Here is a 22,181-nt window from a genome sequence, read left to right as displayed (position 1 = left end):
TAAGCGCTGCCGTGCGGGGTCAGAGCCGTACCCAGCTCCACGTCGATGTGATCTCCAGGGGCTCGATCGGGGTGACCAGCCGGGGGGCCGTGTTCAGTCCGTTCGGCGGCCCGGACTGCGGCTCGACGCAGACCGCCTCGGCCTGTTCGTCGTAGATCACCACCCACTCGTCGCGGCTCTTGACCCTCAGCTCCAGCTGCTCGGGCCAGGTGAGCTTCACGTCGACGCCGGCGGGCATCGCGAAGCAGTCGTCCCAGGGGCCGGGCAGGGGCTCGATCCGGCGGCCGGTCGGCAGGTGGTTGTCGCCACGCTCCTCCTGCCAGGCCGCGTCGAAGGCGATCCGCACGTCCTGGCCTCCGAGGTTCCGGAGGAACCAGGGGTGCCACCCGGCCTGCGCGGGGAACGAGTCCCCGTACGTCTCGATGCCGAGGCTCAGCGTCAGCGATTCCTCGGTCAGCTCGAAGGACTGCGTCACCCGGCCCTCGTACGGCCACGGGTCGGCCAGGTCGTAGAAGAAGGCCGCCTCGGCCTCGTCCTGCCGGGCAAGCTTCCAGGCGAGGTCGCGGCCGGTGCCGTGAATGGCGTGCGGCGGGGAGTTCAGCGGCAACCGGTGCGGCTCGCCACCGTTGCGGAACAGGCCGTTCTCGGTGCGGCCGCACCAGGGCACCATGGGGAAACAGCCGTACCGCTCGCCTTGGCGCAGCAGTTCGGTGCCCCCGATCCGCAGGCTGCTGATCCGGCAGCCATGAACGGGGTCAACGGTCAATTCGACGTCGCCGGCGGTCAGCCGGGCGTTCTTCACAACTCTGCTCACCCCCCGACACTACTGGCGCGGGGCGGCTCTTCACGGCCTCCTGCGCCGCAGTGCCCTGCCCACCACCACGGCCGAGGCGATCGCCAGGGCGGCTGCCGGGGCGGCCCAGCGCAGCGTGATGCCGACGGCGCCCGACTCGGGCGACGGCACGGGGGCGTACCGGCCGCGTGGCGGGGCGTGGTCGACCTCCTCCGTACTCCGGCCGATCATCGTGCGGCGGGCGTGCGCGGCCTCGGCGGGCGGCTCGTCCGGCACGATGAATTCCAGCTCCGCGGACGGGTCGAGCGGCGGCGGCACGGGCGCGTCGGCCCCGGGCTCCGGCTCGGCAGACGCATCCGGCGCGGGAGACGACGCCTCGGACGGCTCCGGCGCACCGTCCCGCGTCGCCAGGGACTCCGTCACCAGCTGCTGCGTGAAACGGTCCAGCAGCCGCTGAGCCGCAGCGAGTGCCGCAGAAGCGTCCAGGTCCACGATGCGGCCGTCACCGCTCGCCGTGCCGGTGAAGGCGATCGTCGTTCCACCGTCCGTCTTCGTGAGGCTTACGGTCAGTTCCAACTTCGCCGAGCCCGCGCCCCGGGCCTCCGCCCCTTCCCCGGTCACGGAGAAGGAGTCACCCCCGACGGAGGGGCGCAGCGTCAGCGCGCCGCGGTACGTGATCGTGTGGCCGTCGGCCCGGAATTTCAGCCGGCCCGCCAGCGGGCCCGCCGACGCGTCGGCATCCTGCTGAAGTCCTGGCACACAGCGCGCGACGCGGGCGGGATCACCCAGCGTCCGACGCAGGGCCGAGACCGGAACCGGAACGAACACCTCATGCTCCATACCGACCGAGCCTACTCAGCCCCGGCCGTCCCGTCAGCGCTTCCGCCCCCCGGACACCGTGCGGACCGCGCCGCGCCGCCGTGCTCAGGGTGCTTCCCGGTACCGCGGGTGGACGAGTGTCGACGGCAGCACCCCGTGCTGCCGTACCCGCTCCGCCGAGCGCCGGCCGGCCAGCAGCTCCCGCTCCGCCAGGGTCCGCAGGGCGGGCGCCCCGGGGGCCATGCCGAGCCGGCCCACCGACTGCCGGGCGGCCAGCACGAATCCCCAGTCCCGCGGCGCCTCCGCCCCCTTCGCAGGCCGGCCCGGGCGGGCCGCGAAACCGGTGGGTCGCCCGTCGACGCGGTACGGCCGGGTCTCCAGGCCGCCCGCCCGTACCGACGCCTCCACCGTCCAGAACGTCGTCGGTCTGCTGCTCGGCGGCCCCGCGTGCACCACCAGTCGGCCGCCGGGGTCCAGCGCACCGGCGACCAGCCCGTAGAACTCGGCGGCGTAGAGCTTCGTTCTCTCCGTGATCCCGGGATCCGGAAGGTCCGAGATCACCACGTCGTAGCGGTCGCGCGTGGCCCGCAGCCAGGTGAAGGCATCCCCGGCGACCGTCGTCAGCCGGGGGTCCTCGAACGCCTGCCCGTTCAACCCGGAGAGCGCGGGGTCCGTGCGGGCCAGCCGGGTGACGGCCGGATCGAGTTCGACCACCACGACGGACGTGACATCCGGATAACGCAGCACCTCACGGGCGGCCAGTCCGTCGCCCCCGCCCAGGATGAGCACCCGCCGGTGCTTCCCGTTCATCGCCGGATGGACGAGCGCCTCGTGGTAGCGGTGTCCGTCCCGGGAGCTGACCTGGAGCCGGCCGTCCAGATAGAGGTCGAGCGTGCCGCGCCCCGAACCGGTGAGGACGATCTCCTGTACCTCGGTCTGCTGGGCGACGCGCACCTCGTCGCCGTACACCGCGCGCCGCGCCGCCCGCTCGAAGTCGTCGACCAGGGCGGAGGCGGTGGCCAGCAGGACGATCACCGCGACGTCGACGACGACGAGAAGCCGGCGTGACCGCGGGCTCAGATCGCGCCGGAACACCCACAGCACCAGCGCGCCGCCCGCCGCCACATTCACCGCGCCGGTGAACAGCGCCCCGGTCAGCTGGCCCATCATCGGCAGCAGCACGAACGGGAAGGCGAGACCGCCGACCAGCGCGCCCACGTAGTCGGCGGCGAAGAGGTCCGCGACGGCCCCGCCCGCGTCCTGCCGGTCGACACGCTGGATCAGCGTCATCAGTAACGGGATCTCCGCGCCGATCAGGATCCCGATCGCGAGCGAGAAGCCGACCAGCGCGTAGCGCGACTCCCCGAACCAGGCGAAGGACGCGTACAGGACGAGCGCCGAGGCGCCGCCGACGAGCGCGAGCGCGGCCTCGAGCAGCCCGAATGCCACGGCGGCCCGGCTGCGTAAACGTTTCGCGAGAAGCGACCCGATGCCCATCGCGAACACCATCACGGACAGCACCACGGAGGCCTGCGTGACCGAGTCACCGAGCAGATACGAGGCCAGCGCGACCAGTTCCAGCTCGTACACCAGACCACACGCGGCGCAGATGAAGACTACGGCCAGCACGAGGAACCGGCCGGTCCTCGGCAGTACGGGAAGCGCCGTCGCTTCCGCTCGCAGTGGTATCCGCTGGTCGATCATGAAACGAACGCTACGTGACGGGAAGGTCGCTGCTTGTCACCCACGCGGGTGCAGGTGACGCGCGCCGGACGCACACCGAGCCCGCCGCACCGCCGTCCCCGGCCGACCGGTGCACGCCTTCACGCAACCGGCGCCGGCACCCGCACCCCCACCCGCGTCCGGGTCACCACCAGCTGCCCCTCCTGCGGATACGCGTGCCAGGTCCGCCAGCGCACCTGACCCTCCGTCCGCTGCGCCAGCATCGCGGTGAAGGCGTAGGGGTCGCCGGGAAACGTCCCCGCCAGTCCATGCGGGTGGTCACTCACCAGGGCGAGCAACTCCTGTGCGCGCCCGGCGAACGAGCACTCGGAGAGGGTCTCGACGCGCGCCGCGAATTCGTAGTCCCAGTCGCCGAGGCTCTTGGCGACACCCAGCGGCAGCGGTGTGCTGCTGCCCGGCAGACAGGCGACGGTCTCGGAGCACCTACGGCGCCCCTCCTCCAACAGGACCTGATGAGAGGCGCCGAGCAGCCTCAATTGCACTTTCGCGCCCGCCAGTTCGAGATCGAGTACGGCGAGGGCGGGCAGCGGCTCCCGCCCGAGCGTCCATGCCAGGTCGGCGGCTCGGGTATCGGAGTAGGTGGTCTGGAGGGTGGTGAGCATGGATCGGCTCCGCAAAACGCAAAAAACACACGGACAGGAGGTACCCCCGTCGGCGCACTCGGGGGAGGGGAGCCCGATCCTGCCCAACTGGGGCACGGGGGCTGAATGTTCTCCACATCGATGCAATCACGAAGTACGTCGCACTCACAGCGTTTTTGCCCAACTTGCCGGGGTTTCCATCCCTCAGGGGGCAAGACGGTTCACCCGTTCCAGGCCCAACAAAAAGGTGTCCAGCGGGAGTTCACTCCCACTGGACACCTCAGGCACAACCGTCACGCCCCCGTCCGGGGGGGCGGACCCGTCTCAGTTGCCGCCACCACCACCGCAGCCGCCGCCTCCGCCTCCGCCTCCGCAGCTGCTGCCGCCTCCGCAGGAATGCCCGCCGCCGCTGTCTCCGGCCCACCAGCTGCCGCCGTGGGAGTCGCTTCCCCCGCCACCGCCTGAGCCACCGCGCCCGCTGCGCCCCGCCATCGGCTTCTTCCTCGCGCCCCGGCCAGAGGCCAGGGCAGCGATCCCCACCACCACGATCAACAGGAACACGATGAAGAAGAACAATTCCACCGACCTCACATCCCTCTGTCCCCCGAAACCCCCGAAGCCCCCGAAGCGAGGTCCCCGCTTCTTGCTGACCGTTCGATTCCCGCGCCCCGCCGAAGCCAAAGCAGACTTGAGCAACTCCAGAGCTTCGGCACAGGATGGCGCCCATGACACAGGGACGACCGCTGCTCAACCGCCGCCTCACCGAGTTCGGCACGACGATCTTCGCGGAGATGTCGGCGCTGGCCGTACGCACCGGATCGATCAATCTCGGTCAGGGATTCCCCGACACCGACGGTCCGGAGGAGATCCTCGAGGCCGCGGTCCGCGCTCTGCGCGCCGGCCACGGCAACCAGTACCCACCGGGCCCCGGCGTCCCCGAGCTGCGCTCCGCGATCGCGGAGCATCAGCAGCGGCGCTACGGACTGGAGCACGACCCCGACGCCGAGGTCCTGGTCACCACGGGCGCGACCGAAGCGGTCGCCGCCTCCCTGCTGGCCCTCCTGGAGCCCGGCGACGAGGTCATCGCCCTGGAGCCGTACTACGACTCGTACGCCGCCTGCATCGCCATGGCCGGCGGTACCCGCGTCCCCGTCACGCTCCGGCCTCACGACGGCGCCTACCGGCTCGACCTCGACGAGCTGCGCGCCGCCGTCACCCCCCGCACCCGGCTGATCCTGCTCAACACCCCGCACAACCCGACCGGCACCGTCCTGACCCGGGACGAACTGGCGGCCGTCGCCGCACTCGCCTGCGAGCGGGACCTCCTGGTCGTCACCGACGAGGTCTACGAGCACCTCGTCTTCGAGGGCGAGCACATCCCCCTCGCGTCCTTCCCCGGCATGCGGGAGCGCACGGTCACCATCAGCAGTGCGGGCAAGACCTTCTCGCTGACGGGCTGGAAGATCGGCTGGATCACCGCGAGCCCGGAGCTGGTCACCGCGGTCCGCTCCGCGAAGCAGTTCCTGACATACGTCTCCGGGGGCCCCTTCCAATACGCCGTCGCCGAGGCCCTGCGGCTTCCCGACAGCTATTTCGACGGGCTGCGCGCGGATATGCGCACCAAGCGCGACCTGCTGAGCGCGGGCCTCGCCGAGGCCGGCTTCGAGGTCTACAAGCCCGCCGGGACGTACTTCGTCACCACCGACATCCGCCCGCTCGGCGGCGGGAGCGACGGCTTCGCCTTCTGCCGGGCGCTCCCCGGACGCTGCGGGGTCGTCGCCGTCCCGAACGCGGTCTTCTACGACCACCGCGAGCAGGGCGCGCCCTTCGTACGCTTCGCGTTCTGCAAGCGTACGGACGTACTCACCGAGGCGGTCACCCGGTTGAAGAGCCTCCGGGCGTCCGGACGCGCATGACAGAGGCCCGGCGCGGGGCACCGGCCGTACTGGCCGCGCCCCGGGCCGGGCCTCCGCCCTCCGTCGGCCGGATCAGGCCTCCGGGGCCTGATCCGTGGCCGTGTCGCCGGCCTCGCCCTCGGCCTTCTTCTCGTCGGGCTCCAGGCCCAGACGGTCGACGAGCCACTTGTCGAACTCGATCGAGGCCCGCACCCAGCTGACCGTCGAGGAGACGAAGTGCTCCAGGCTGACGCCGGTGCCGATGAGCATCTGCGCCTCACCGACGAGCCGTACGGAGGCCGCGACGCCCTCCTCGCCCTCATGGGCGTGCGTATAGACCTTGGGCCACAGGGTCCGGCGGTTCCAGTCGTCGATCGCGTCGAGCAGGACGGCGCGCTGGTCCAGGTCGTGGGGGCGGTCGTAGAAGGTCCGGACCGAGAAGATCTGCTGCTCGTCCTCGCCGCGGAACATGAAGTACGTCCGGAAGTCTTCCCACGGCGCGGCGAGGTCGCCCTCGTCGTCGACGACGAACTTCAGCTCCATCTGCTCGAGAAGCTGCTTGACGAGGTCCTGGTCGGGGACCACGGGGCCCTCGGGTCCTGCCGCCTGCGGTTCGGGCTGACCCCCGAAGTTAGGGATCGAGGACGGGTCGATAGACATCGCTGGGTACTCCTGTGGATCGCACGTGGTTTCCTGGCTTCGACCCTAGCCGCGATCGCGGCCGGTAGTCCTACGCGCTCAGGGGAATCGTCCCCGCACTCGTTCCCCTGGCCCGCGACCAGGAAACCGCGACCAGGACCGCGCAGAGCGTACCGACGAGCCCCGCCCCTCCGATCGTCCGGGCCGAGGAGGAGGACAGCTCCGCCGCCAGGCCGCCCGCCGCGACGCCGATCCCCTGCATGGCGGTCAGCCCCGACCTGGCCAGCCCCAGTGCCTGACCGCGCTGGCCGGACGGGGTGAGCAGGACGAAGGTCGCACCTGCGGTGATCTGGTAGGCGGAGAAGACACCCGACACCAGGAGCACCAGCAGGGCCACCCCCACGCCGGGGCCCGCCCAGTAGACGACCAGCGGAAGGTTCGCACCCACCGCCAGGGGCCCGAGCAGCCTCCGGCGCCGCTCGACGCCGAAGCCCGCCCGTCCCAGGAGGGACGCGCCCAGGATCATTCCGGCGGGATGCGCGGCGAGCAGCAGCCCCACCGACGCGGCGCTCCCGCCGGCCTCCTCCGCGAAGGGGGCGGCCAGGCCTTCCGGCAGCACGATGAACCCCGCCAGCCAGCCGAGCGCGACCAGCGACCGCAGCCGGGGGTCCGACCAGATCAGTGCGACGGCCCTCCTCACCCGGGTGTGCATCCGCTTCGGCCGCGCGTCGGTTCCGGTCTCCACCGGCCGCGCCTTCACACCCAGCCTGATCAGGGCCGCGGAGATCAGGAACGTCGCCGCGTTCAGCCCCAGGGAGAGATTGCTGCCCAGCCATACGACGACGACCCCGCCGACTGCGAAGCCGACCAGCTGTCCGGCCTGGTGGGTGATCAGCATGACCCGCTGCCCCTGCTCGTACAGGCGCTCACCCAGGACGGCCGGCATCAGGGCTCCCTGCGACGCCCCGAACGGCGCCTCGGTGAGCTGCGCCAGCACCAGCAGCCCGGCCAGTAGCGGCAAGGGCGTGCCGGGCAGGGCCATCAGTCCGACGAGGACGGCGCGCACCAGGTCGCACCCGATCATGACCGTACGCCGGGGGAAACGGTCGGCGAGACCGGAGAGGAGCACCCCGGACAGCAGGGCGGGCAGGGTCGTCAACGCATAGGTCGCCGCGGTCCAGCCGGCCGACTCGGTGCGTTCGAACACCAGCAGCGACAGCGCCACCCGCGCCAGCTGATCGCCCAGCACCGACTGGGCGGAAGCCGCCCACAGGGTACGGAATTCGCTGAGGCGAATGAGACTGTCACTTCTGCGATCATTCGGCTCCGCGCTCACCTCGCCGAGAATCCGCTCCGTCATGCGCGTACCTTAGCGGTTTCCCCATTCGGGACGACCACCGTCGCCGCCGCGAAAAGAACGGAGTGTCTCCGTATCGCGCGCGACACGATCACTCGTACACCGGCCGTCTCGGCTCCCCCCGAGGACACGAATATGTATCGACCCGGTACCAGAACAATGGTCCGGATTGGATCACACCTGTCATTCAGCCACGGAATAAAAAATCGGCGCAATTTCGTGGGCGATTCCACCAACGATGCGTGCCGGATGCACCCTTGCAGAGGGAACGAGCCGTGCACACACGTGTGTCCCCGGCCGGGACTCAAGGTCTTCCGGCCGGGGACACAGGGCACCGCGCCACCGTAGGCGTCTAGAGGGTCTTCGCCTCCGGGGCGGTTCCCACGATCAGTCCGTCACCGGCCCGTTCCACCCGGACCGTGTCGCCGTCCTTGACCTCGCCCGCGAGGATCTCCTTCGCGAGCCGGTCGCCGATCGCGGTCTGGATGAGCCGGCGCAGCGGCCGGGCGCCGTACGCCGGGTCGTTGCCCTCCTCGGCCAGCCAGGCCAGGGCGTCCGGGGTGACGTCGAGGTGGATCCGGCGGTCGGCCAGCCGGCCGGCGAGACGGGCCACCTGGAGCCCCGCGATGTGGGCCAGCTCGTCACCGGACAGGGCGGAGAAGACGACCAGGTCGTCGAGCCGGTTGAGGAACTCCGGCTTGAACGAGGCCCGCACGACCCCCAGGACCCGCTCCTTCTTCGCCTCGGGCTCGGTCAGGGGATCGACCAGGAACTGGCTGCCCAGGTTCGACGTGAGGATCAGGATGGTGTTGCGGAAGTCCACCGTCCGGCCCTGCCCGTCGGTGAGCCGGCCGTCGTCGAGCACCTGGAGCAGGATGTCGAAGACCTCGGGGTGGGCCTTCTCGACCTCGTCCAGCAGCACGACGCTGTACGGGCGGCGGCGGACCGCCTCCGTGAGCTGGCCGCCCTCTTCGTAGCCGACGTAGCCGGGCGGGGCCCCGACGAGCCGGGCGACACTGTGCTTCTCGCTGTACTCGCTCATGTCGATGCGGATCATGGCCCGCTCGTCGTCGAACAGGAAGTCCGCGAGCGCCTTGGCCAGCTCCGTCTTGCCGACCCCGGTCGGACCGAGGAAGAGGAACGAACCGGTGGGCCGGTCGGGGTCGGCGATCCCCGCACGCGTGCGGCGTACGGCGTCCGACACGGACCGCACGGCCTCGGTCTGGCCGATCAGCCGCCTGCCCAGCTCGGACTCCATCCGCAGCAGTTTCTGGGTCTCGCCCTCCAGGAGGCGTCCGGCCGGGATGCCGGTCCAGGCGCCGACGACGTCGGCGATGTCGTCCGGGCCGACCTCCTCCTTCACCATGGTGTCCTTGGCGGCCTCCTGCTCGGCCTCGTCCGCTTCGGCCAGCTCACGCTCCAAGCCGGGGATCTCCCCGTACAGCAGCTTGGACGCGGTGTCGAAGTCACCGTCTCGCTGGGCGCGTTCGGCCTGGCCGCGCAGCTCGTCGAGGCGTTCCTTGAGCTCACCGACGCGGTTCAGGCCCTGCTTCTCCTTCTCCCAGCGGGCGGTGAGACCGCGCAGCTCCTCCTCCTTGTCGGCGAGGTCGCGGCGGATCTTCTCCAGGCGCTGCCTGGAACCCGCGTCGGTCTCGTTCTTGAGCGCCAGCTCCTCCATGTGCAGCCGGTCGACGGACCGCTGGAGCTCGTCGATCTCCAGGGGTGAGGAGTCGATCTCCATACGGAGCCGGGAGGCAGCCTCGTCGACGAGGTCGATGGCTTTGTCGGGAAGGAACCGGGAGGTGATGTAGCGGTCGGAGAGCGTCGCGGCGGCCACCAGTGAGGAGTCGGCGATCTGGACCTTGTGGTGCGCCTCGTAGCGGCCCTTGAGGCCACGCAGGATCGCGATGGTGTCCTCGACGGACGGCTCGGCGACCATGACCTGCTGGAAGCGGCGCTCCAGGGCGGGGTCCTTCTCGATGCGCTCGCGGTACTCGTCGAGCGTCGTGGCGCCGACCATGCGGAGTTCACCACGGGCGAGCATCGGCTTGAGCATGTTGCCCGCGTCCATCGCGGAGTCGCCGCCGGCGCCCGCGCCGACGACGGTGTGCAGCTCGTCGATGAAGGTGATGATCTGCCCGTCGCTCTCCTTGATCTCGGAGAGGACCGTCTTGAGGCGTTCCTCGAACTCACCGCGGTACTTGGCGCCGGCGACCATCGCGCCGAGGTCCAGGGAGACGAGCCGCTTGTTCCGCAGGGACTCGGGGACGTCGCCCTTGACGATGCGCTGGGCGAGCCCTTCGACGACGGCCGTCTTGCCGACGCCGGGCTCACCGATGAGCACCGGGTTGTTCTTCGTACGGCGCGACAGCACCTGTACGACGCGACGGATCTCCTGGTCCCGGCCGATGACCGGGTCCAGCTTGCCCTCGCGCGCGGCGGCCGTGAAGTCGGTGCCGAATTTCTCCAGGGCCTTGTACTGGCCCTCGGGGTCGGGAGTGGTCACCCGGCGCCCTCCCCTGCTCTTCTCGAACGCGTCCAGCAGCTTCTCGGCACTGGCTCCCTGTCCGTCGAGGATCTCACCGGCACGGCCACCCGTCGCCGCGACCGCGATCAGCAGGTGCTCGGTGGAGAGGTAGTCGTCGCCGAGCTCCTTGGCCCGCTGGTCGGCGTCGGCGAGGACGGAGAGCAGGTCCCGGCTCGGCTGCGGCGGCGCGACGGTCGACCCGGTGACGCTGGGCAGCGCGCCCAGAAGCCGCTCGGTCTCCTCGCGTACGGCGACCTGATCGGCCTCGGCCGCCGCCAGCAGGTCGATGATGTTCGCGTTGTCCTCGCCCGCGAGCAGTGCAAGCAGCAGATGCCCGGGGGTCAGGTCCGGATGTCCGTCCTTGACGGCCCTGCTGGTGGCCGCGTTGAGGGCGTCCCGGCTCTTGTTGGTCAGCTCGGCGTCCACGGGCGCTGTCTCCTCCTCGTGCTGGTACTTCACGGACTTTGACCCTGACAACGGGTACAAAGTTGAGTCTATTCCACTCAAGGCTGAAACGGTGCCACCTCGGAACCCGGGCCACCCTGGATCTAGGCTGGCCCCATGCCTGACGTACGCGACCCCGGCCCCGAGTACCTCGCCTTCTGGCGGGAACGCCATGTGTGCACCTTGACCACACTCCGCCCTGACGGCACACCGCATGTGGTACCCGTGGGGGTGACGTACGACCCGGAGACGCGCACCGCCCGCGTCATCACCGGCAGGAACACACGAAAAGCCGCCCATGTCCTGGCGGCGGGCCCGGAAGGGGCACGGGTCGCGGTCTGCCAGATGCAGGGGCGCCGCTGGGCGACCCTGGAGGGCCGGGCGGTGGTCCGTACGGAGCCCGACGAGGTCCAGGACGCGGTACGCCGCTACGCGGAGCGCTACGAGCGCACCCCGCGGCACAACCCCGAGCGCATCGTCATCGAGATCGCCGTCGACAGGGCTCTCGGAAAGGCCTGAGGGCTGAGGACTGGGACTGAGGGCTGAGGGCTGAGCAATTCAAGCTGTTTCCGGGCAGCACAACGGCGCCATCGTGTTCAGGTCACGATGGCGCCGCTGTGTGGGGGAAGTGCCGGAACGATATGGAACGACGGGGGAATCGTTCAGGCACTGCGGGGGGTGGCGGAAATGGCTTCTTGTTCGAACAGCTCGTGGTCGCGCTGATCGAGATTCACGAAAATCATGCCGTACCTCACGGCACAGCGAACAGGTTGTGGCGCTCCGCGAGGCCGGCGAAGACAGCGATAGGCACGAATATCGTCATCCGTTTCCATCACGACCAGAATCGGCTCTCCGAACAGGGTGACCATCAACGAATCGCCCTGGCGGGTAAGTGCCGTGAGCAGATCGATGAAATGCCACCCTGACCGATAGGCCGTGGCCATCTCCCGCCGGAAGGTGCGGTCGTCCGGGGGCGTGGTCATGCGCTCGCTACGCCTGCCGGCGCGCTCCAGCTGATCTCGCCGGAAGCAGCGACCGCTTCCACGGACCAGCTGATCTCACCGGACACGGGCACACCCCAGCTGATCTCACCCGGATCGGACGCAGGCACACCCCAGCTGATCTCACCCGGATCGGACGCGGGCATACCCCAGCTGATCTCACCCGGAGCAGACGCCTGCTCCGACCAGCTGACCTGACCGGGCCCGGACGCGCCGCCGGCCAGGCCGCCTGCCACGCCGAAGCCCAGGGCCGCGACGAAAGCGGCGGCAAGCACTGAGCGAAGCTTTCGCTTATCCATAGTCGGCTTCGTCCTCACTTGTGGATTCCTCTCCCCCGCATCCACGACGATGTCTCACCCGGGCCACACAACGCCACCAGGACGATGCATCATGTTCCTGCATGTTCAGGAACCTGGGGGGTGGAGATATGGGTACAAGCGACGCAACAGGGACACATCCCCACGGGGTCACCGAGCTGTGCGACGAGGGAAAACGTCTCTATGCCAGCGCTCTTCGTTCCGGTCGGATCTCCCGCGCCGAAGTCGACCCGGCCCCCTGCCTGATGGATTTCGCGCTCCTGCACCCGGATCCGGACGACACGGCCTGGCTCCGCCCGGTTCCTCCGTCCGCGGCCCTGGCCCAGCGCCTGCATCCCATAGAGCGCGAGATCAAGGAACGCAGGCGGCGTTCCGTCGCGCTGACCGAGTCCTTCGAGCCCTTCATGGACATCAGCGCCCAGGACCCGCCGACCACCCACGCCATCACGGTGCTGGAGGGTGTCAACAGGATCAACGCCGCACTCGACCTGGCCACCGCCGAGTGCCGCACGGAGGTACTCACCGTCCAGCCGGGTGGAGACCGCGGCGAGGACCGCCTCAGCGAAGGCCTGGAACGCGCCCTGTCGGTGGTCGACCGGGGCGTCAGCATGCGCACGCTCTACCAGCACACCGTCCGGCACAGCCAGGGGACACTCGCCTACGCGGCGCGCCTGTCCCAGGACAAGGTGGAGATCCGCACCCTGGAGGAACTCATCGAGCGCCTCCTCGTCTTCGACCGGACCGTGGCCTTCATCCCCGCCCAGAACGACGACGGGGTCGCCCTCGAACTCCGGCACCCGGGCCTGGTCAACTACCTGGTGAAGGTCTTCGAACAGCTCTGGAGCCGCGCGTCACCGCTGCTCGGGGAGGTCCGGTACGATCCACCGCCCAAGGGCATCAGCGGTGTTCAGCGTTCCATAGCCCAACTCCTCGTCGAGGGACACGTGGACGATTCCATAGCCCGCCGTCTCGGCATGAACGTCCGCACCTGCCGGGCGCACGTCGCCAAGCTGTCCGCCACACTCGGCAGCACCAGCCGCGCCCAACTCGGCTACCTCATCGCCAGGTCAGGAATCCTGGACCAGGACTCCTGACCTGACGGTTTCCCCGGACATCCCCACCCCCGGGCCGGCAGGCGCAGTCGCGCAACGGAAGGGAGCGCGGCCACGCCCCACACCGAAGGGGAAGATCGGCGACCCCCGCAACACCACCCACACTCCCCCCACCGCCGAGCTTCCACCACCGTCATCTTGTTGCACTGCACAAAGTGAGGGGTCACCAAATCACCACGGATGAGGCAAACCAAGCGCATCCGCACGGTTCGAGGACACTCTGCGCCCCGGCCGTCCGGCTGTACGAGGAGGCGGTGCGCGCCGGGCGTATCCCCAGGGCCGCGCTCGCCGCGGTGCCGTGTCTGATCGACATGGCCGTCGTGCACCCCGATCCGCGGGACGACACATATATGCGTCCCGTGCCCCCGTCCGCCGCCCTGGCCCACCTGCTCCAGCCCCTCACCCGCGAGCTGGACGAGCGCGTGCAGCTCGCCGCCGCGCTCAGCCGATCGCTGGCGCCCCTGGCCGGTGTCGCCAGCGCCGACCCCGACCTGGCGATCACGGTGCTCGAAGGGCGGCCCGCGATCGAGGCGGCTCTGCGCGAGGCGAGTGCCTCCGCCACCGAACAGGTCCTCACCGCCCAGCCGGGAAGCAACCGGCCGCTGAACGGGATGCGGTGGGCGATCGCCAACGCCAGGGCCGCCATCGGGCACGGCGCCCGGCTCCGGCACATCTACCAGCACCCGGCCCGCTACAGCACCAACATCAGGGACTACCTGGGCCAGATATCCACCGACCACCTGCAGGTGCGGACCACCGAGCAGACGGTGGAAAGGCTGATCATCTTCGACCGCGACGTCGCGTTCATCCCCGCGACGCCGGATCGAGCCACGGCACTGCAACTCCGCCATCCCGCCCTGGTCGCCTACCTCGTGCAGGTCTACGAGGTGCTCTGGGCCCAGGCCGTCCCCTTCGCGCAGCAACTGCCCTCGGCCGCGCCCGGCGCCCAGGTCACGGCCGTCCAGCAGAGCATCGCCCGCCTGCTGGTCGAGGGTCACGTCGACGACGTCGTGGCCCGGAAGCTGGGCATCAGCGTCCGTACCTGCCGCTCCCACATCTCCAAGCTCACGCAGACGCTCGGCGCCCACAGCCGCACCCACCTCGGAGCGCTCCTGGTGCGGTCGGGCATCGCCGACGGTGGCACCGGGGCGGCAGAGCAACGGCCCGCCCCCGGAGCCTGAACTCCGGGAGCGGGCCGCGACGGACTGCGGACACCGACAGCGGGCGGAACGCCTCAGTCCTTCGGCCGCTTGGGCCGCCAGACCACCAGTGCGCTGGTCTGCTGTACGTCCTGGTACGGCACGAGGTCCCGACGGTAGGAAGCGTGCACCTGGGCCTCGCGCTGCTGCATGGCCACGGCCGCGCCGTCCACCGCTGCCGAGAGCTCGGCGACGTGCTGCTGGAGCGCGGCGACCTGGTTCTCCAACTCGATGATGCGCTTGATTCCCGCGAGGTTGATGCCCTCGTCCTGTGACAACTGCTGCACGGTGCGCAGCAGTTCGATGTCACGTGCCGAATAGCGCCGGCCGCGCCCGGCCGTACGGTCGGGCGAGACCAGGCCGAGGCGGTCGTACTGGCGCAGTGTCTGCGGGTGCAGGCCCGAGAGCTGGGCCGCAATCGAGATCACGTAGACCGGTGATTCGTCGGTCAGCTGGTACGGATTGCGTCGACGGCCGTCCATCTCAAGCTCCCTTCGCAGCCTGGAACAGCTCCGCCCGCGGGTCCTCCCCCGCGGTCGCCTTCCGGTAGGCCTCCAGCGCGTCCTGGGCGTCCGCGCCGAGGTCCGTGGGTACGAACACCTCCACGGTGACCAGGAGGTCACCCCGAGTGCCGTCCTTGCGAACGGCGCCCTTGCCCCGGGCCCGCATCGTACGTCCGTTGGACGTGCCGGGCGGAAGTTTCAGGGTGACCGGAGGACCGCCGAGCGTGGGGACCTTCACCTCGCCGCCGAGCGCCGCCTCCGGGAAGGTGACGGGCACGGTGACGGTGAGATTGTCGCCCTTGCGGCCGAAGACCGGGTGGGCGTCGACATGGACGACGACGTAGAGGTCGCCGGCCGGGCCGCCGCGCTCGCCCGGGCCGCCCTTGCCGCGCAGCCGGATCCGCTGGCCGTCCAGCACCCCTGCGGGGATCCTGACCTGCATCGTGCGGGCCGACTTCGCCCGGCCGCTGCCCTTGCAGACGTCGCAGGGGTCCTGGGCGATGAGGCCCCTGCCCTTGCAGTCCACGCAGGGATCGGTCAGCGAGAATCCGCCGCCGGTGCCGCGCGACACCTGGCCGGTGCCGACGCAGGTCGGACAGACCCTCGGGGTGCCGTTCTTGTCGCCGGTGCCCGAACACGCCTTGCAGGGAGCCTGGCTGGACATCCGCAGCGGGACCGTGGCCCCGTCGACCGCCTCGGTGAAGCTGAGCGTCACCTCGGACTCGATGTCCTGGCCGCGCTTCGGCTGGACCCGTGTGCCCGCGCCGCCGCGGTTGAACAGTCCGCCGAAGACATCGCCCAGACCGCCGCCGCCTCCGCCGAAGCCGCCGGCGCCCGGACTCTGGCCGCTGCCCGGGGCGCCCCCGAAGAGGTCGCCCAGGTCGAAGTTGAAGTTGCCGCCCGCACCGCCGGGGCCCGCTCGGAAGCCTCCGCTGCCGAAGAGGGCGCGCGCCTCGTCGTACTCCTTGCGCTTCTTGGGATCACCGAGGATGTCGTTCGCCTCTGAGATCTCCTTGAAGCGCTCCTCGGCCTTGGCGTCACCCTTGTTGGCGTCCGGGTGGTTCTCGCGGGCGAGTTTCCGGTACGCCTTCTTGACCTCGGCGTCGGTGGCGTCCTTGGGGACGCCGAGAACCTTGTAGTAGTCCTTCTCGACGAAGTCCTTCGTGCTCATCGACGTCCCTCCTTCCGGACGACAGGCCGTGCGGCCGGCCCTGTGGCCGGCCGCACGCCCCGTGGGTGTTCACCGCAGTGGTCGGACGGAATGTCAGACCTCTTCGGTGCCACCGCTCTCCTCGTCGTCTGCCTTCTCTTCCTTCGCCGCCGCGGGCGTGGCGCCCGGCTGCGGCTCGGCCACGGCCACCCGCGCGGGGCGGATGGTGCGCTCCCCGATGCGGTACCCGGGCTGCAGGATCGCCACGCAGGTCGTCTCGGTGACGTCCGGCGCGTACGAGTGCATCAGGGCCTCGTGGATCGTCGGGTCGAAGGGCTCGCCCTCCTTGCCGAACTGCTGGAGGCCCAGCTTCGCGACGACCATCTCCAGGGATTCGGCCACCGACTTGAAGCCGCCGACGAGCTCGCCGTGCTCCCGTGCCCGGCCGACGTCGTCGAGCACGGGCAGGAGCTCGGACAGCAGGCCCGCGGCCGCGACCTCCTTGACCGTGACCCGGTCGCGCTCGACGCGGCGACGGTAGTTCTGGTACTCGGCCTGGAGCCGCTGGAGGTCGCCCGTGCGCTCGCTGAGCGCGGTACGGACCTGGTCCAGCTGTGCCGTCAGAGCCGCTGTCTGCTGTACGTCCCCGGCCGGGGCCGACGCCGCCTCCTCCTCGGAGGCGGTGGCGGCCTTCGGCTCGGCGTCGTCGGCATCGGCGCCGGAGGGGACGTCAGGCTTCTCGTCGAAGCCCGGAGTCTCCTCGGTCACGCCGCACCGCCCTTCGTGTCCTTCTCGTCGTCCACGATCTCGGCGTCGACGACGTCGTCGTCGGCCTTGGTCTGACCGTTACCCGGCGCCTCGGCGCCCGGCGCCGCGCTCTCGGCGTTGGCGTACATCGCCTGGCCGAGCTTCTGGGAGACGGCCGCGACCTTCTCGGTGGCGGTACGGATCTCGGCGGTGTCCTCGCCCTTGAGCTTCTCCTTCAGCTCGGTGAGCGCGGTCTCCACCTCCGTCCTGACGTCGCCGGGGACCTTGTCCTCGTTGTCCTTGAGGAACTTCTCCGTCTGGTAGACGAGCTGCTCGCCCTGGTTGCGGGACTCGGCGGCCTCGCGACGGCGGTGGTCCTCGTCGGCGTACTGCTCGGCCTCTTCGCGCATCCGGTTGACTTCGTCCTTCGGCAGCGAGGAGCCACCGGTGACGGTCATCTTCTGCTCCTTGCCGGTGCCGAGGTCCTTGGCAGCGACGTGCATGATGCCGTTGGCGTCGATGTCGAACGCGACCTCGATCTGCGGCACACCGCGCGGGGCCGGCGGCAGACCGGTGAGCTCGAACATCCCGAGCTTCTTGTTGTACGCCGCGATCTCGCGCTCGCCCTGGTAGACCTGGATCTGCACGGACGGCTGGTTGTCCTCGGCCGTCGTGAAGATCTCGGAGCGCTTGGTCGGGATCGTGGTGTTGCGCTCGATGAGCTTCGTCATGATCCCTCCCTTGGTCTCGATGCCGAGGGACAGCGGGGTCACGTCGAGGAGCAGGACGTCCTTGACCTCACCCTTGAGGACACCGGCCTGGAGCGAGGCGCCGATGGCGACGACCTCGTCCGGGTTCACACCCTTGTTGGCGTCCTGACCGCCCGTGAGCTCCTTGACGAGCTCGGCGACGGCCGGCATACGGGTCGAGCCACCGACGAGAACGACGTGGTCGATCTCGGAGAGCTGGATGCCCGCGTCCTTGATGACGTTGTGGAACGGGTTCTTGCAGCGGTCCAGGAGGTCCGCGGTCAGCTGCTGGAACTGAGAGCGCGTGAGCTTCTCGTCCAGGTGCAGCGGGCCCTCGGCGGATGCCGTGATGTAGGGCAGGTTGATCGTGGTCTCGGTCGAGGACGAGAGCTCGATCTTCGCCTTCTCCGCGGCCTCACGGAGACGCTGGAGAGCCATCTTGTCCTTGGACAGGTCCACGCCGTGCCCGTTGGCGAACTGCTTCACCAGGTAGTCGACGACCCGCTGGTCCCAGTCGTCACCACCGAGGTGGTTGTCACCGTTGGTGGCCTTCACCTCGACGACGCCGTCGCCGATCTCCAGGAGGGACACGTCGAAGGTGCCGCCACCGAGGTCGAAGACGAGGATCGTCTGGTCGTCCTTGTCGAGCCCGTACGCCAGCGCGGCCGCGGTGGGCTCGTTGACGATACGAAGGACGTTCAGGCCCGCGATCTCGCCGGCCTCCTTGGTCGCCTGGCGCTCCGAGTCGTTGAAGTACGCCGGAACGGTGATCACCGCGTCGGCGACCTTCTCGCCCAGGTACGCCTCGGCGTCGCGCTTCAGCTTCTGCAGGATGAAGGCACTCATCTGCTGCGGGTTGAAGCTCTTCCCGTCGAGGTCGATCTTCCAGTCAGTGCCCATGTGGCGCTTGACCGAACGGATCGTCCTGTCGACGTTCGTGACCGCCTGGCGCTTGGCGACCTCGCCGACGAGCACCTCGCCGTTCTTCGCGAAGGCGACGACGGACGGCGTGGTCCTGGCGCCTTCGGCGTTGGTGATGACGGTGGGCTCGCCGCCTTCGAGAACGCTGACGACGGAGTTAGTCGTGCCCAGGTCGATGCCGACCGCACGTGCCATTTCAATTCCTCCAACTGACTACTTGAGTGGATCTGGCTCAAGGATGCATGACACCCACCCTGGAGTCAAAGGACCTGAGCCACTTACGCTCAACTTATGTGCTCACAAGGGCGCTGAACAGGCGTTTTCAAAGTTCAGGCCGCGACGAAGACCTGCCGGGACTTCCGCGATCCGCGACACCCGGCATGCGCCGCACGTCGCACACGCACCCCCACCATCGCACCGTGGGATCGTTCTGTCACAAAATGCGTCGAGACGGTCATACCGTCACGTCACCGAGCCCAGGCAGGTGCAATGCGGAACGTGAAGCAGAGTGCGGCACGAAGGACACGGCATGCCGCCGTGTCGGCGGCGGCCAGGGCGGCGGGCGCGGCGGCCGACCGCGTGGCCGGCACACTGGCGGCCGTGACCGCGAAGCGGTCCCTGGACCTGGCGCTCGGTTCCGCCCTCCTGCTCCTGGCGGCCCCCGCGCTGGCCTTCGCCGCCCTGACCCTCGCCCTGCGGACCCGGAGGACCGGCGTAGTGAGGCGCGAGACCCGGATCGGACTCGGCGGCCGCCCCTTCGTGCTCCGCTCGCTGCGCACCCGGCGGCTCCGGCTCGACCTGCTGTCCCGACTGCCCCACGTCGTAGGAGGAGAACTCTCCCTCGTCGGCCCGGCCCCCCTCACCCCGGAAGAAACCGCCCTCCTGGGACCGGCCACCGGGCGTCGCCGGCAGAGCCTGCGGCCCGGTCTGACCGGCCTGGCCCAGGTGCGTGCCCGCTCAGGAATGCCCTGGGACGAACCCGCCCTCCTCGACGCGCACTACGCAGAGCATCATGGGACTGGGCTCGACCTGGCGATCCTGATGCAATCCGCAGGCATCACGCTGTACGCGGCACTGCGCCGGCTGCACCGCCCAGGGAAGGCCCGCCTGAGCGACACAGATCACCGCCCGCCCGGCTACAGCGTGGCGGAATAAGTGGATAGTGTCAGCACAGACTGATTAAGTTACTGCTTAGTAATCGCTTGTACGCGCTGGATCCCACCCTCGCAGGCCCGAGGAGCCCCCACATGCAACTCGCCGCGATCATCGTGTCGCTGGTGCTGACTGTCGTCGGCGTTGCGCTCATCGCCCGAGCCGTCGCGCAGATCTACCGGTTCGTCCGTCTCGGACAGCCGGTGCCGGCAGGCAGCCGCACCGACGACCCCAAGCAGCGCACGATCACCCTGGTCAAGGAATTCCTCGGCCACACCCGGATGAACCGGTGGGGGATCGTGGGCTTCGCCCACTGGTTCGTCGCGATCGGCTTCCTGACCCTGCCGCCGACGCTGCTCCAGGCATACGGACAGCTCTTCCAGGCCGACTGGGTGCTGCCGATCGTCGGTGGCTGGCTGCCGTTCGAGATGTACATCGAGTTCATCGGCATCATGACCGTGCTCGGCATCGTCACCCTGATGGCCATCCGACTGCTGAACCTGCCCTCGCGAGCCGGCCGCAAGTCCCGCTTCGCGGGCTCGAAGGCCTGGCAGGCGTACTTCGTCGAGTACGTCATCCTCGTCATCGGCCTGGCGATCCTGGCCCTGCGCGGGCTGGAAGGCGCGATCCACCACGTCGAGGGCTACGAGGCCGCCTACTTCGTCTCGTATCCCCTGGTGCTCGCCTTCAAGGGCCTCGCGCTCGGCACGCTGCAGAACCTGATCTACTTCACCGCGATGATCAAGATCGGCACCTCGCTGATCTGGGTGATCACGGTCTCGCTCAACACCAACATGGGTGTCGCCTGGCACCGCTTCCTCGGCTTCCCGAACATCTGGTTCAAGCGCGACGCCGACGGCGCCGTCGCTCTGGGCGCGCTGCAGCCGATGACCAGCGGCGGCAAGGAGATCGACTGGGAGGACCCGGGCGAGGACGACACCTTCGGTGTCTCCCAGGTCGAACAGTTCTCCTGGAAGGGCATCCTCGACTTCTCCACGTGCACCGAGTGCGGCCGCTGCCAGTCGCAGTGTCCCGCCTGGAACACCGGCAAGCCGCTCTCCCCGAAGCTCCTGATCATGTCCCTGCGCGACCACGCGCACGCCAAGGCGCCGTATCTGCTGGCCGGCGGCGGCAAGGACATGGAGGGGAACGAGAAGGCCACCGAGGAGCAGCTCAAGGACGTGCCCGCGGCCGCTCTCGCGGAGGCCGAGCGCCCCCTCATCGGCACCGTCGAGGAGAACGGCGTCATCGACCCGGACGTGCTGTGGTCCTGCACCACCTGCGGTGCGTGCGTGGAGCAGTGCCCGGTCGACATCGAGCACATCGACCACATCGTCGACATGCGCCGCTACCAGGTGATGATCGAGTCCGCGTTCCCGTCCGAGGCGGGCACGATGCTCAAGAACCTGGAGAAGAAGGGCAACCCCTGGGGGCTTGCCAAGAAGCAGCGCGTCGAGTGGACCAAGGAGGTCGACTTCGAGGTCCCGATCGTCGGCAAGGACGTCGAGGACCTCAGCGAGATCGACTACCTGTACTGGGTCGGGTGTGCCGGCGCCCTCGAGGACCGCGCCAAGAAGACGACGAAGGCCTTCGCGGAGCTCCTGCACATCGCGGGCGTCAAGTTCGCGATCATGGGCGGCGACGAGAAGTGCACCGGTGACTCCGCCCGCCGCCTCGGCAACGAGCCGCTGTTCCAGCAGCTCGGCCAGGAGAACGTCGCGATGCTGAACATGGCGTTCGGCGAAGATGACGACGAGCCGGAGACGAAGAAGCCCAAGTCGTCGAAGAAGATCGTCGCGACCTGCCCGCACTGCTTCAACACCATCGCGAACGAGTACCCGCAGCTCGGCGGCGAGTACGAGGTCATCCACCACACGCAACTGCTCCAGCACCTGGTGGACGAGGGCAAGCTGATCCCGGTGACGCCGGTCGAGGGTCTGATCACTTACCACGACCCCTGTTACCTGGGCCGTCACAACAAGATCTACACGCCCCCGCGCGAGATCATCGCGAAGGTCCCGGGTCTGCGGAACGAGGAGATGCACCGCCACAAGGAGCGCGGCTTCTGCTGCGGCGCCGGTGGTGCCCGGATGTGGATGGAGGAGCGGATCGGCAAGCGCGTCAACAACGAGCGTGTCGACGAAGCCCTCTCCCTCAATCCCGACATCGTCTCCACCGCCTGCCCGTTCTGCCTCGTCATGCTGACCGACTCGGTCAACGGCAAGAAGAACGAGGGCAAGGCCAAGGAATCCATCCAGGTCGTCGACGTCTCCCAGTTGCTCCTGGAGTCGGTGAAGACACCCGCGGACCCGGCGGGCGAGACGGACACCGCCGACCAGCCCGAACCGGAACCCGTTCAGTAGCTGTCTCCCACCGCGGAAGCGGCCGGACCTGCCAGGGGGCAGTGTCGGCCGCTTCCGCGTGTCCCGGGGTGCGGCTGAGGCCCTCTCCGGGGTAGCGCAGGCCCCCCAGGGTCCCCCTAGGGGATGTCACAGCTAGGCCGCAATGGGCCCTGTGATCCCCCGGCCCTCA

General features: G+C 69.4%; 19 protein-coding genes. 6 read left to right on the top strand and 13 right to left on the bottom strand.

Annotation, left to right across the window (positions count from 1 at the left end):
• Positions 1–19 precede the first annotated feature (19 nt).
• From ACWD04_RS18640 to ACWD04_RS18625, 4 genes are all read right to left on the bottom strand, one after another.
• Entirely contained in the window at positions 20–814 is a 795-nt protein-coding gene (locus tag ACWD04_RS18640) for an aldose epimerase family protein (RefSeq protein ID WP_451133194.1), read from the bottom strand.
• A gap of 30 nt (positions 815–844) precedes the next feature.
• Positions 845–1,633: an SRPBCC domain-containing protein gene (locus tag ACWD04_RS18635; RefSeq protein WP_451133192.1), complete on the bottom strand. Its 789-nt coding sequence runs from the start codon at positions 1,631–1,633 to the stop codon at positions 845–847.
• Between the two features lie 84 nt (positions 1,634–1,717).
• The gene (locus ACWD04_RS18630; RefSeq protein WP_451133190.1) at positions 1,718–3,316 is read right to left on the bottom strand and encodes a polyamine aminopropyltransferase; all 1,599 of its coding nucleotides are present in this window, start codon (positions 3,314–3,316) and stop codon (positions 1,718–1,720) included.
• A gap of 119 nt (positions 3,317–3,435) precedes the next feature.
• Positions 3,436–3,957, bottom strand: coding sequence for a DUF2617 family protein (locus tag ACWD04_RS18625; RefSeq protein WP_451133188.1), 522 nt, complete (start codon positions 3,955–3,957; stop codon positions 3,436–3,438).
• A gap of 704 nt (positions 3,958–4,661) precedes the next feature.
• Between ACWD04_RS18625 and ACWD04_RS18620 the strand changes: the two genes are divergently transcribed.
• Complete coding sequence (locus tag ACWD04_RS18620) at positions 4,662–5,852, top strand: pyridoxal phosphate-dependent aminotransferase (protein WP_451133186.1); 1,191 nt, start codon at positions 4,662–4,664, stop codon at positions 5,850–5,852.
• Between the two features lie 72 nt (positions 5,853–5,924).
• On the opposite strand, the gene ACWD04_RS18615 is transcribed toward ACWD04_RS18620, so the two are convergent.
• The 3 genes from ACWD04_RS18615 to clpB all read right to left on the bottom strand — a co-directional run bounded on the left by ACWD04_RS18615 (position 5,925) and on the right by clpB (position 10,780).
• Positions 5,925–6,491 carry a YbjN domain-containing protein gene (locus ACWD04_RS18615; protein WP_451133184.1) on the bottom strand — a complete coding sequence of 189 codons (567 nt, stop codon included), beginning with the start codon at positions 6,489–6,491 and terminating at the stop codon, positions 5,925–5,927.
• 70 nt (positions 6,492–6,561) lie between these two features.
• The gene (locus ACWD04_RS18610; protein WP_451133182.1) at positions 6,562–7,830 is read right to left on the bottom strand and encodes an MFS transporter; all 1,269 of its coding nucleotides are present in this window, start codon (positions 7,828–7,830) and stop codon (positions 6,562–6,564) included.
• A gap of 349 nt (positions 7,831–8,179) precedes the next feature.
• Positions 8,180–10,780, bottom strand: a complete 2,601-nt coding sequence (clpB, locus tag ACWD04_RS18605; RefSeq protein WP_451133507.1) for an ATP-dependent chaperone ClpB — start codon at positions 10,778–10,780, stop codon at positions 8,180–8,182.
• A gap of 135 nt (positions 10,781–10,915) precedes the next feature.
• On the opposite strand from clpB, the gene ACWD04_RS18600 reads away from it, so the two are divergent.
• Entirely contained in the window at positions 10,916–11,317 is a 402-nt protein-coding gene (locus ACWD04_RS18600; RefSeq protein ID WP_451133180.1) for a pyridoxamine 5'-phosphate oxidase family protein, read from the top strand.
• A gap of 143 nt (positions 11,318–11,460) precedes the next feature.
• On the opposite strand, the gene ACWD04_RS18595 is transcribed toward ACWD04_RS18600, so the two are convergent.
• Entirely contained in the window at positions 11,461–11,781 is a 321-nt protein-coding gene (locus ACWD04_RS18595; RefSeq protein WP_099173435.1) for a Rieske (2Fe-2S) protein, read from the bottom strand.
• Positions 11,778–12,098, bottom strand: coding sequence for a hypothetical protein (locus ACWD04_RS18590; protein ID WP_451133178.1), 321 nt, complete (start codon positions 12,096–12,098; stop codon positions 11,778–11,780). The genes ACWD04_RS18595 and ACWD04_RS18590 overlap by 4 nt, the downstream gene beginning before the upstream one ends.
• 101 nt (positions 12,099–12,199) lie before the next feature.
• Here ACWD04_RS18590 and ACWD04_RS18585 point away from each other — a divergent pair, with 101 nt between their 5' ends.
• Both ACWD04_RS18585 and ACWD04_RS18580 read left to right on the top strand, forming a co-directional pair.
• On the top strand, positions 12,200–13,210 hold the full coding sequence (locus ACWD04_RS18585) for a helix-turn-helix transcriptional regulator (RefSeq protein WP_451133176.1): 1,011 nt from the start codon (positions 12,200–12,202) through the stop codon (positions 13,208–13,210).
• Positions 13,211–13,398: 188 nt separating this feature from the next.
• On the top strand, positions 13,399–14,409 hold the full coding sequence (locus ACWD04_RS18580; RefSeq protein ID WP_451133505.1) for a LuxR C-terminal-related transcriptional regulator: 1,011 nt from the start codon (positions 13,399–13,401) through the stop codon (positions 14,407–14,409).
• Between the two features lie 53 nt (positions 14,410–14,462).
• On the opposite strand, the gene ACWD04_RS18575 is transcribed toward ACWD04_RS18580, so the two are convergent.
• The 4 genes from ACWD04_RS18575 to dnaK form a co-directional block, all read right to left on the bottom strand.
• On the bottom strand, positions 14,463–14,909 hold the full coding sequence (locus tag ACWD04_RS18575) for a heat shock protein transcriptional repressor HspR (protein ID WP_451133174.1): 447 nt from the start codon (positions 14,907–14,909) through the stop codon (positions 14,463–14,465).
• A 1-nt stretch (position 14,910) separates the two neighbouring features.
• Positions 14,911–16,101, bottom strand: coding sequence for a molecular chaperone DnaJ (dnaJ, locus tag ACWD04_RS18570; protein ID WP_451133172.1), 1,191 nt, complete (start codon positions 16,099–16,101; stop codon positions 14,911–14,913).
• A gap of 93 nt (positions 16,102–16,194) precedes the next feature.
• Positions 16,195–16,848: a nucleotide exchange factor GrpE gene (gene grpE, locus ACWD04_RS18565; RefSeq protein ID WP_451133170.1), complete on the bottom strand. Its 654-nt coding sequence runs from the start codon at positions 16,846–16,848 to the stop codon at positions 16,195–16,197.
• Entirely contained in the window at positions 16,845–18,692 is a 1,848-nt protein-coding gene (gene dnaK, locus ACWD04_RS18560; RefSeq protein ID WP_451133168.1) for a molecular chaperone DnaK, read from the bottom strand. Before dnaK ends, grpE begins: the two co-directional genes overlap by 4 nt.
• A gap of 294 nt (positions 18,693–18,986) precedes the next feature.
• Here dnaK and ACWD04_RS18555 point away from each other — a divergent pair, with 294 nt between their 5' ends.
• Positions 18,987–19,652, top strand: a complete 666-nt coding sequence (locus ACWD04_RS18555; RefSeq protein WP_451133166.1) for a sugar transferase — start codon at positions 18,987–18,989, stop codon at positions 19,650–19,652.
• A gap of 92 nt (positions 19,653–19,744) precedes the next feature.
• On the top strand, positions 19,745–22,012 hold the full coding sequence (locus ACWD04_RS18550) for a heterodisulfide reductase-related iron-sulfur binding cluster (protein WP_451133164.1): 2,268 nt from the start codon (positions 19,745–19,747) through the stop codon (positions 22,010–22,012).
• Positions 22,013–22,181 lie beyond the last annotated feature (169 nt).

It is taken from the genome of Streptomyces sp. NPDC002911 (genome assembly GCF_053591835.1).
Note: the sequence above shows the minus strand (reverse complement) of the source record. Positions and strands in the feature narration are given on the sequence as shown.

Excerpts from the sequence above, each read along its gene's own strand:
- ACWD04_RS18555 (WP_451133166.1), top strand. The coding sequence starts at position 18,987 with ATGCGGAACGTGAAGCAGAGTGCGGCACGAAGGACACGGCATGCCGCC.
- ACWD04_RS18585 (WP_451133176.1), top strand. The coding sequence starts at position 12,200 with ATGTTCAGGAACCTGGGGGGTGGAGATATGGGTACAAGCGACGCAACA.
- ACWD04_RS18575 (WP_451133174.1), bottom strand. The coding sequence starts at position 14,909 with ATGGACGGCCGTCGACGCAATCCGTACCAGCTGACCGACGAATCACCG.
- ACWD04_RS18610 (WP_451133182.1), bottom strand. The coding sequence starts at position 7,830 with ATGACGGAGCGGATTCTCGGCGAGGTGAGCGCGGAGCCGAATGATCGC.
- ACWD04_RS18595 (WP_099173435.1), bottom strand. The coding sequence starts at position 11,781 with ATGACCACGCCCCCGGACGACCGCACCTTCCGGCGGGAGATGGCCACG.
- ACWD04_RS18635 (WP_451133192.1), bottom strand. The coding sequence starts at position 1,633 with ATGGAGCATGAGGTGTTCGTTCCGGTTCCGGTCTCGGCCCTGCGTCGG.
- ACWD04_RS18630 (WP_451133190.1), bottom strand. The coding sequence starts at position 3,316 with ATGATCGACCAGCGGATACCACTGCGAGCGGAAGCGACGGCGCTTCCC.
- ACWD04_RS18600 (WP_451133180.1), top strand. The coding sequence starts at position 10,916 with ATGCCTGACGTACGCGACCCCGGCCCCGAGTACCTCGCCTTCTGGCGG.
- ACWD04_RS18550 (WP_451133164.1), top strand. The coding sequence starts at position 19,745 with ATGCAACTCGCCGCGATCATCGTGTCGCTGGTGCTGACTGTCGTCGGC.
- ACWD04_RS18615 (WP_451133184.1), bottom strand. The coding sequence starts at position 6,491 with ATGTCTATCGACCCGTCCTCGATCCCTAACTTCGGGGGTCAGCCCGAA.
- ACWD04_RS18625 (WP_451133188.1), bottom strand. The coding sequence starts at position 3,957 with ATGCTCACCACCCTCCAGACCACCTACTCCGATACCCGAGCCGCCGAC.
- dnaJ (WP_451133172.1), bottom strand. The coding sequence starts at position 16,101 with ATGAGCACGAAGGACTTCGTCGAGAAGGACTACTACAAGGTTCTCGGC.
- ACWD04_RS18620 (WP_451133186.1), top strand. The coding sequence starts at position 4,662 with ATGACACAGGGACGACCGCTGCTCAACCGCCGCCTCACCGAGTTCGGC.
- dnaK (WP_451133168.1), bottom strand. The coding sequence starts at position 18,692 with ATGGCACGTGCGGTCGGCATCGACCTGGGCACGACTAACTCCGTCGTC.
- ACWD04_RS18590 (WP_451133178.1), bottom strand. The coding sequence starts at position 12,098 with ATGGATAAGCGAAAGCTTCGCTCAGTGCTTGCCGCCGCTTTCGTCGCG.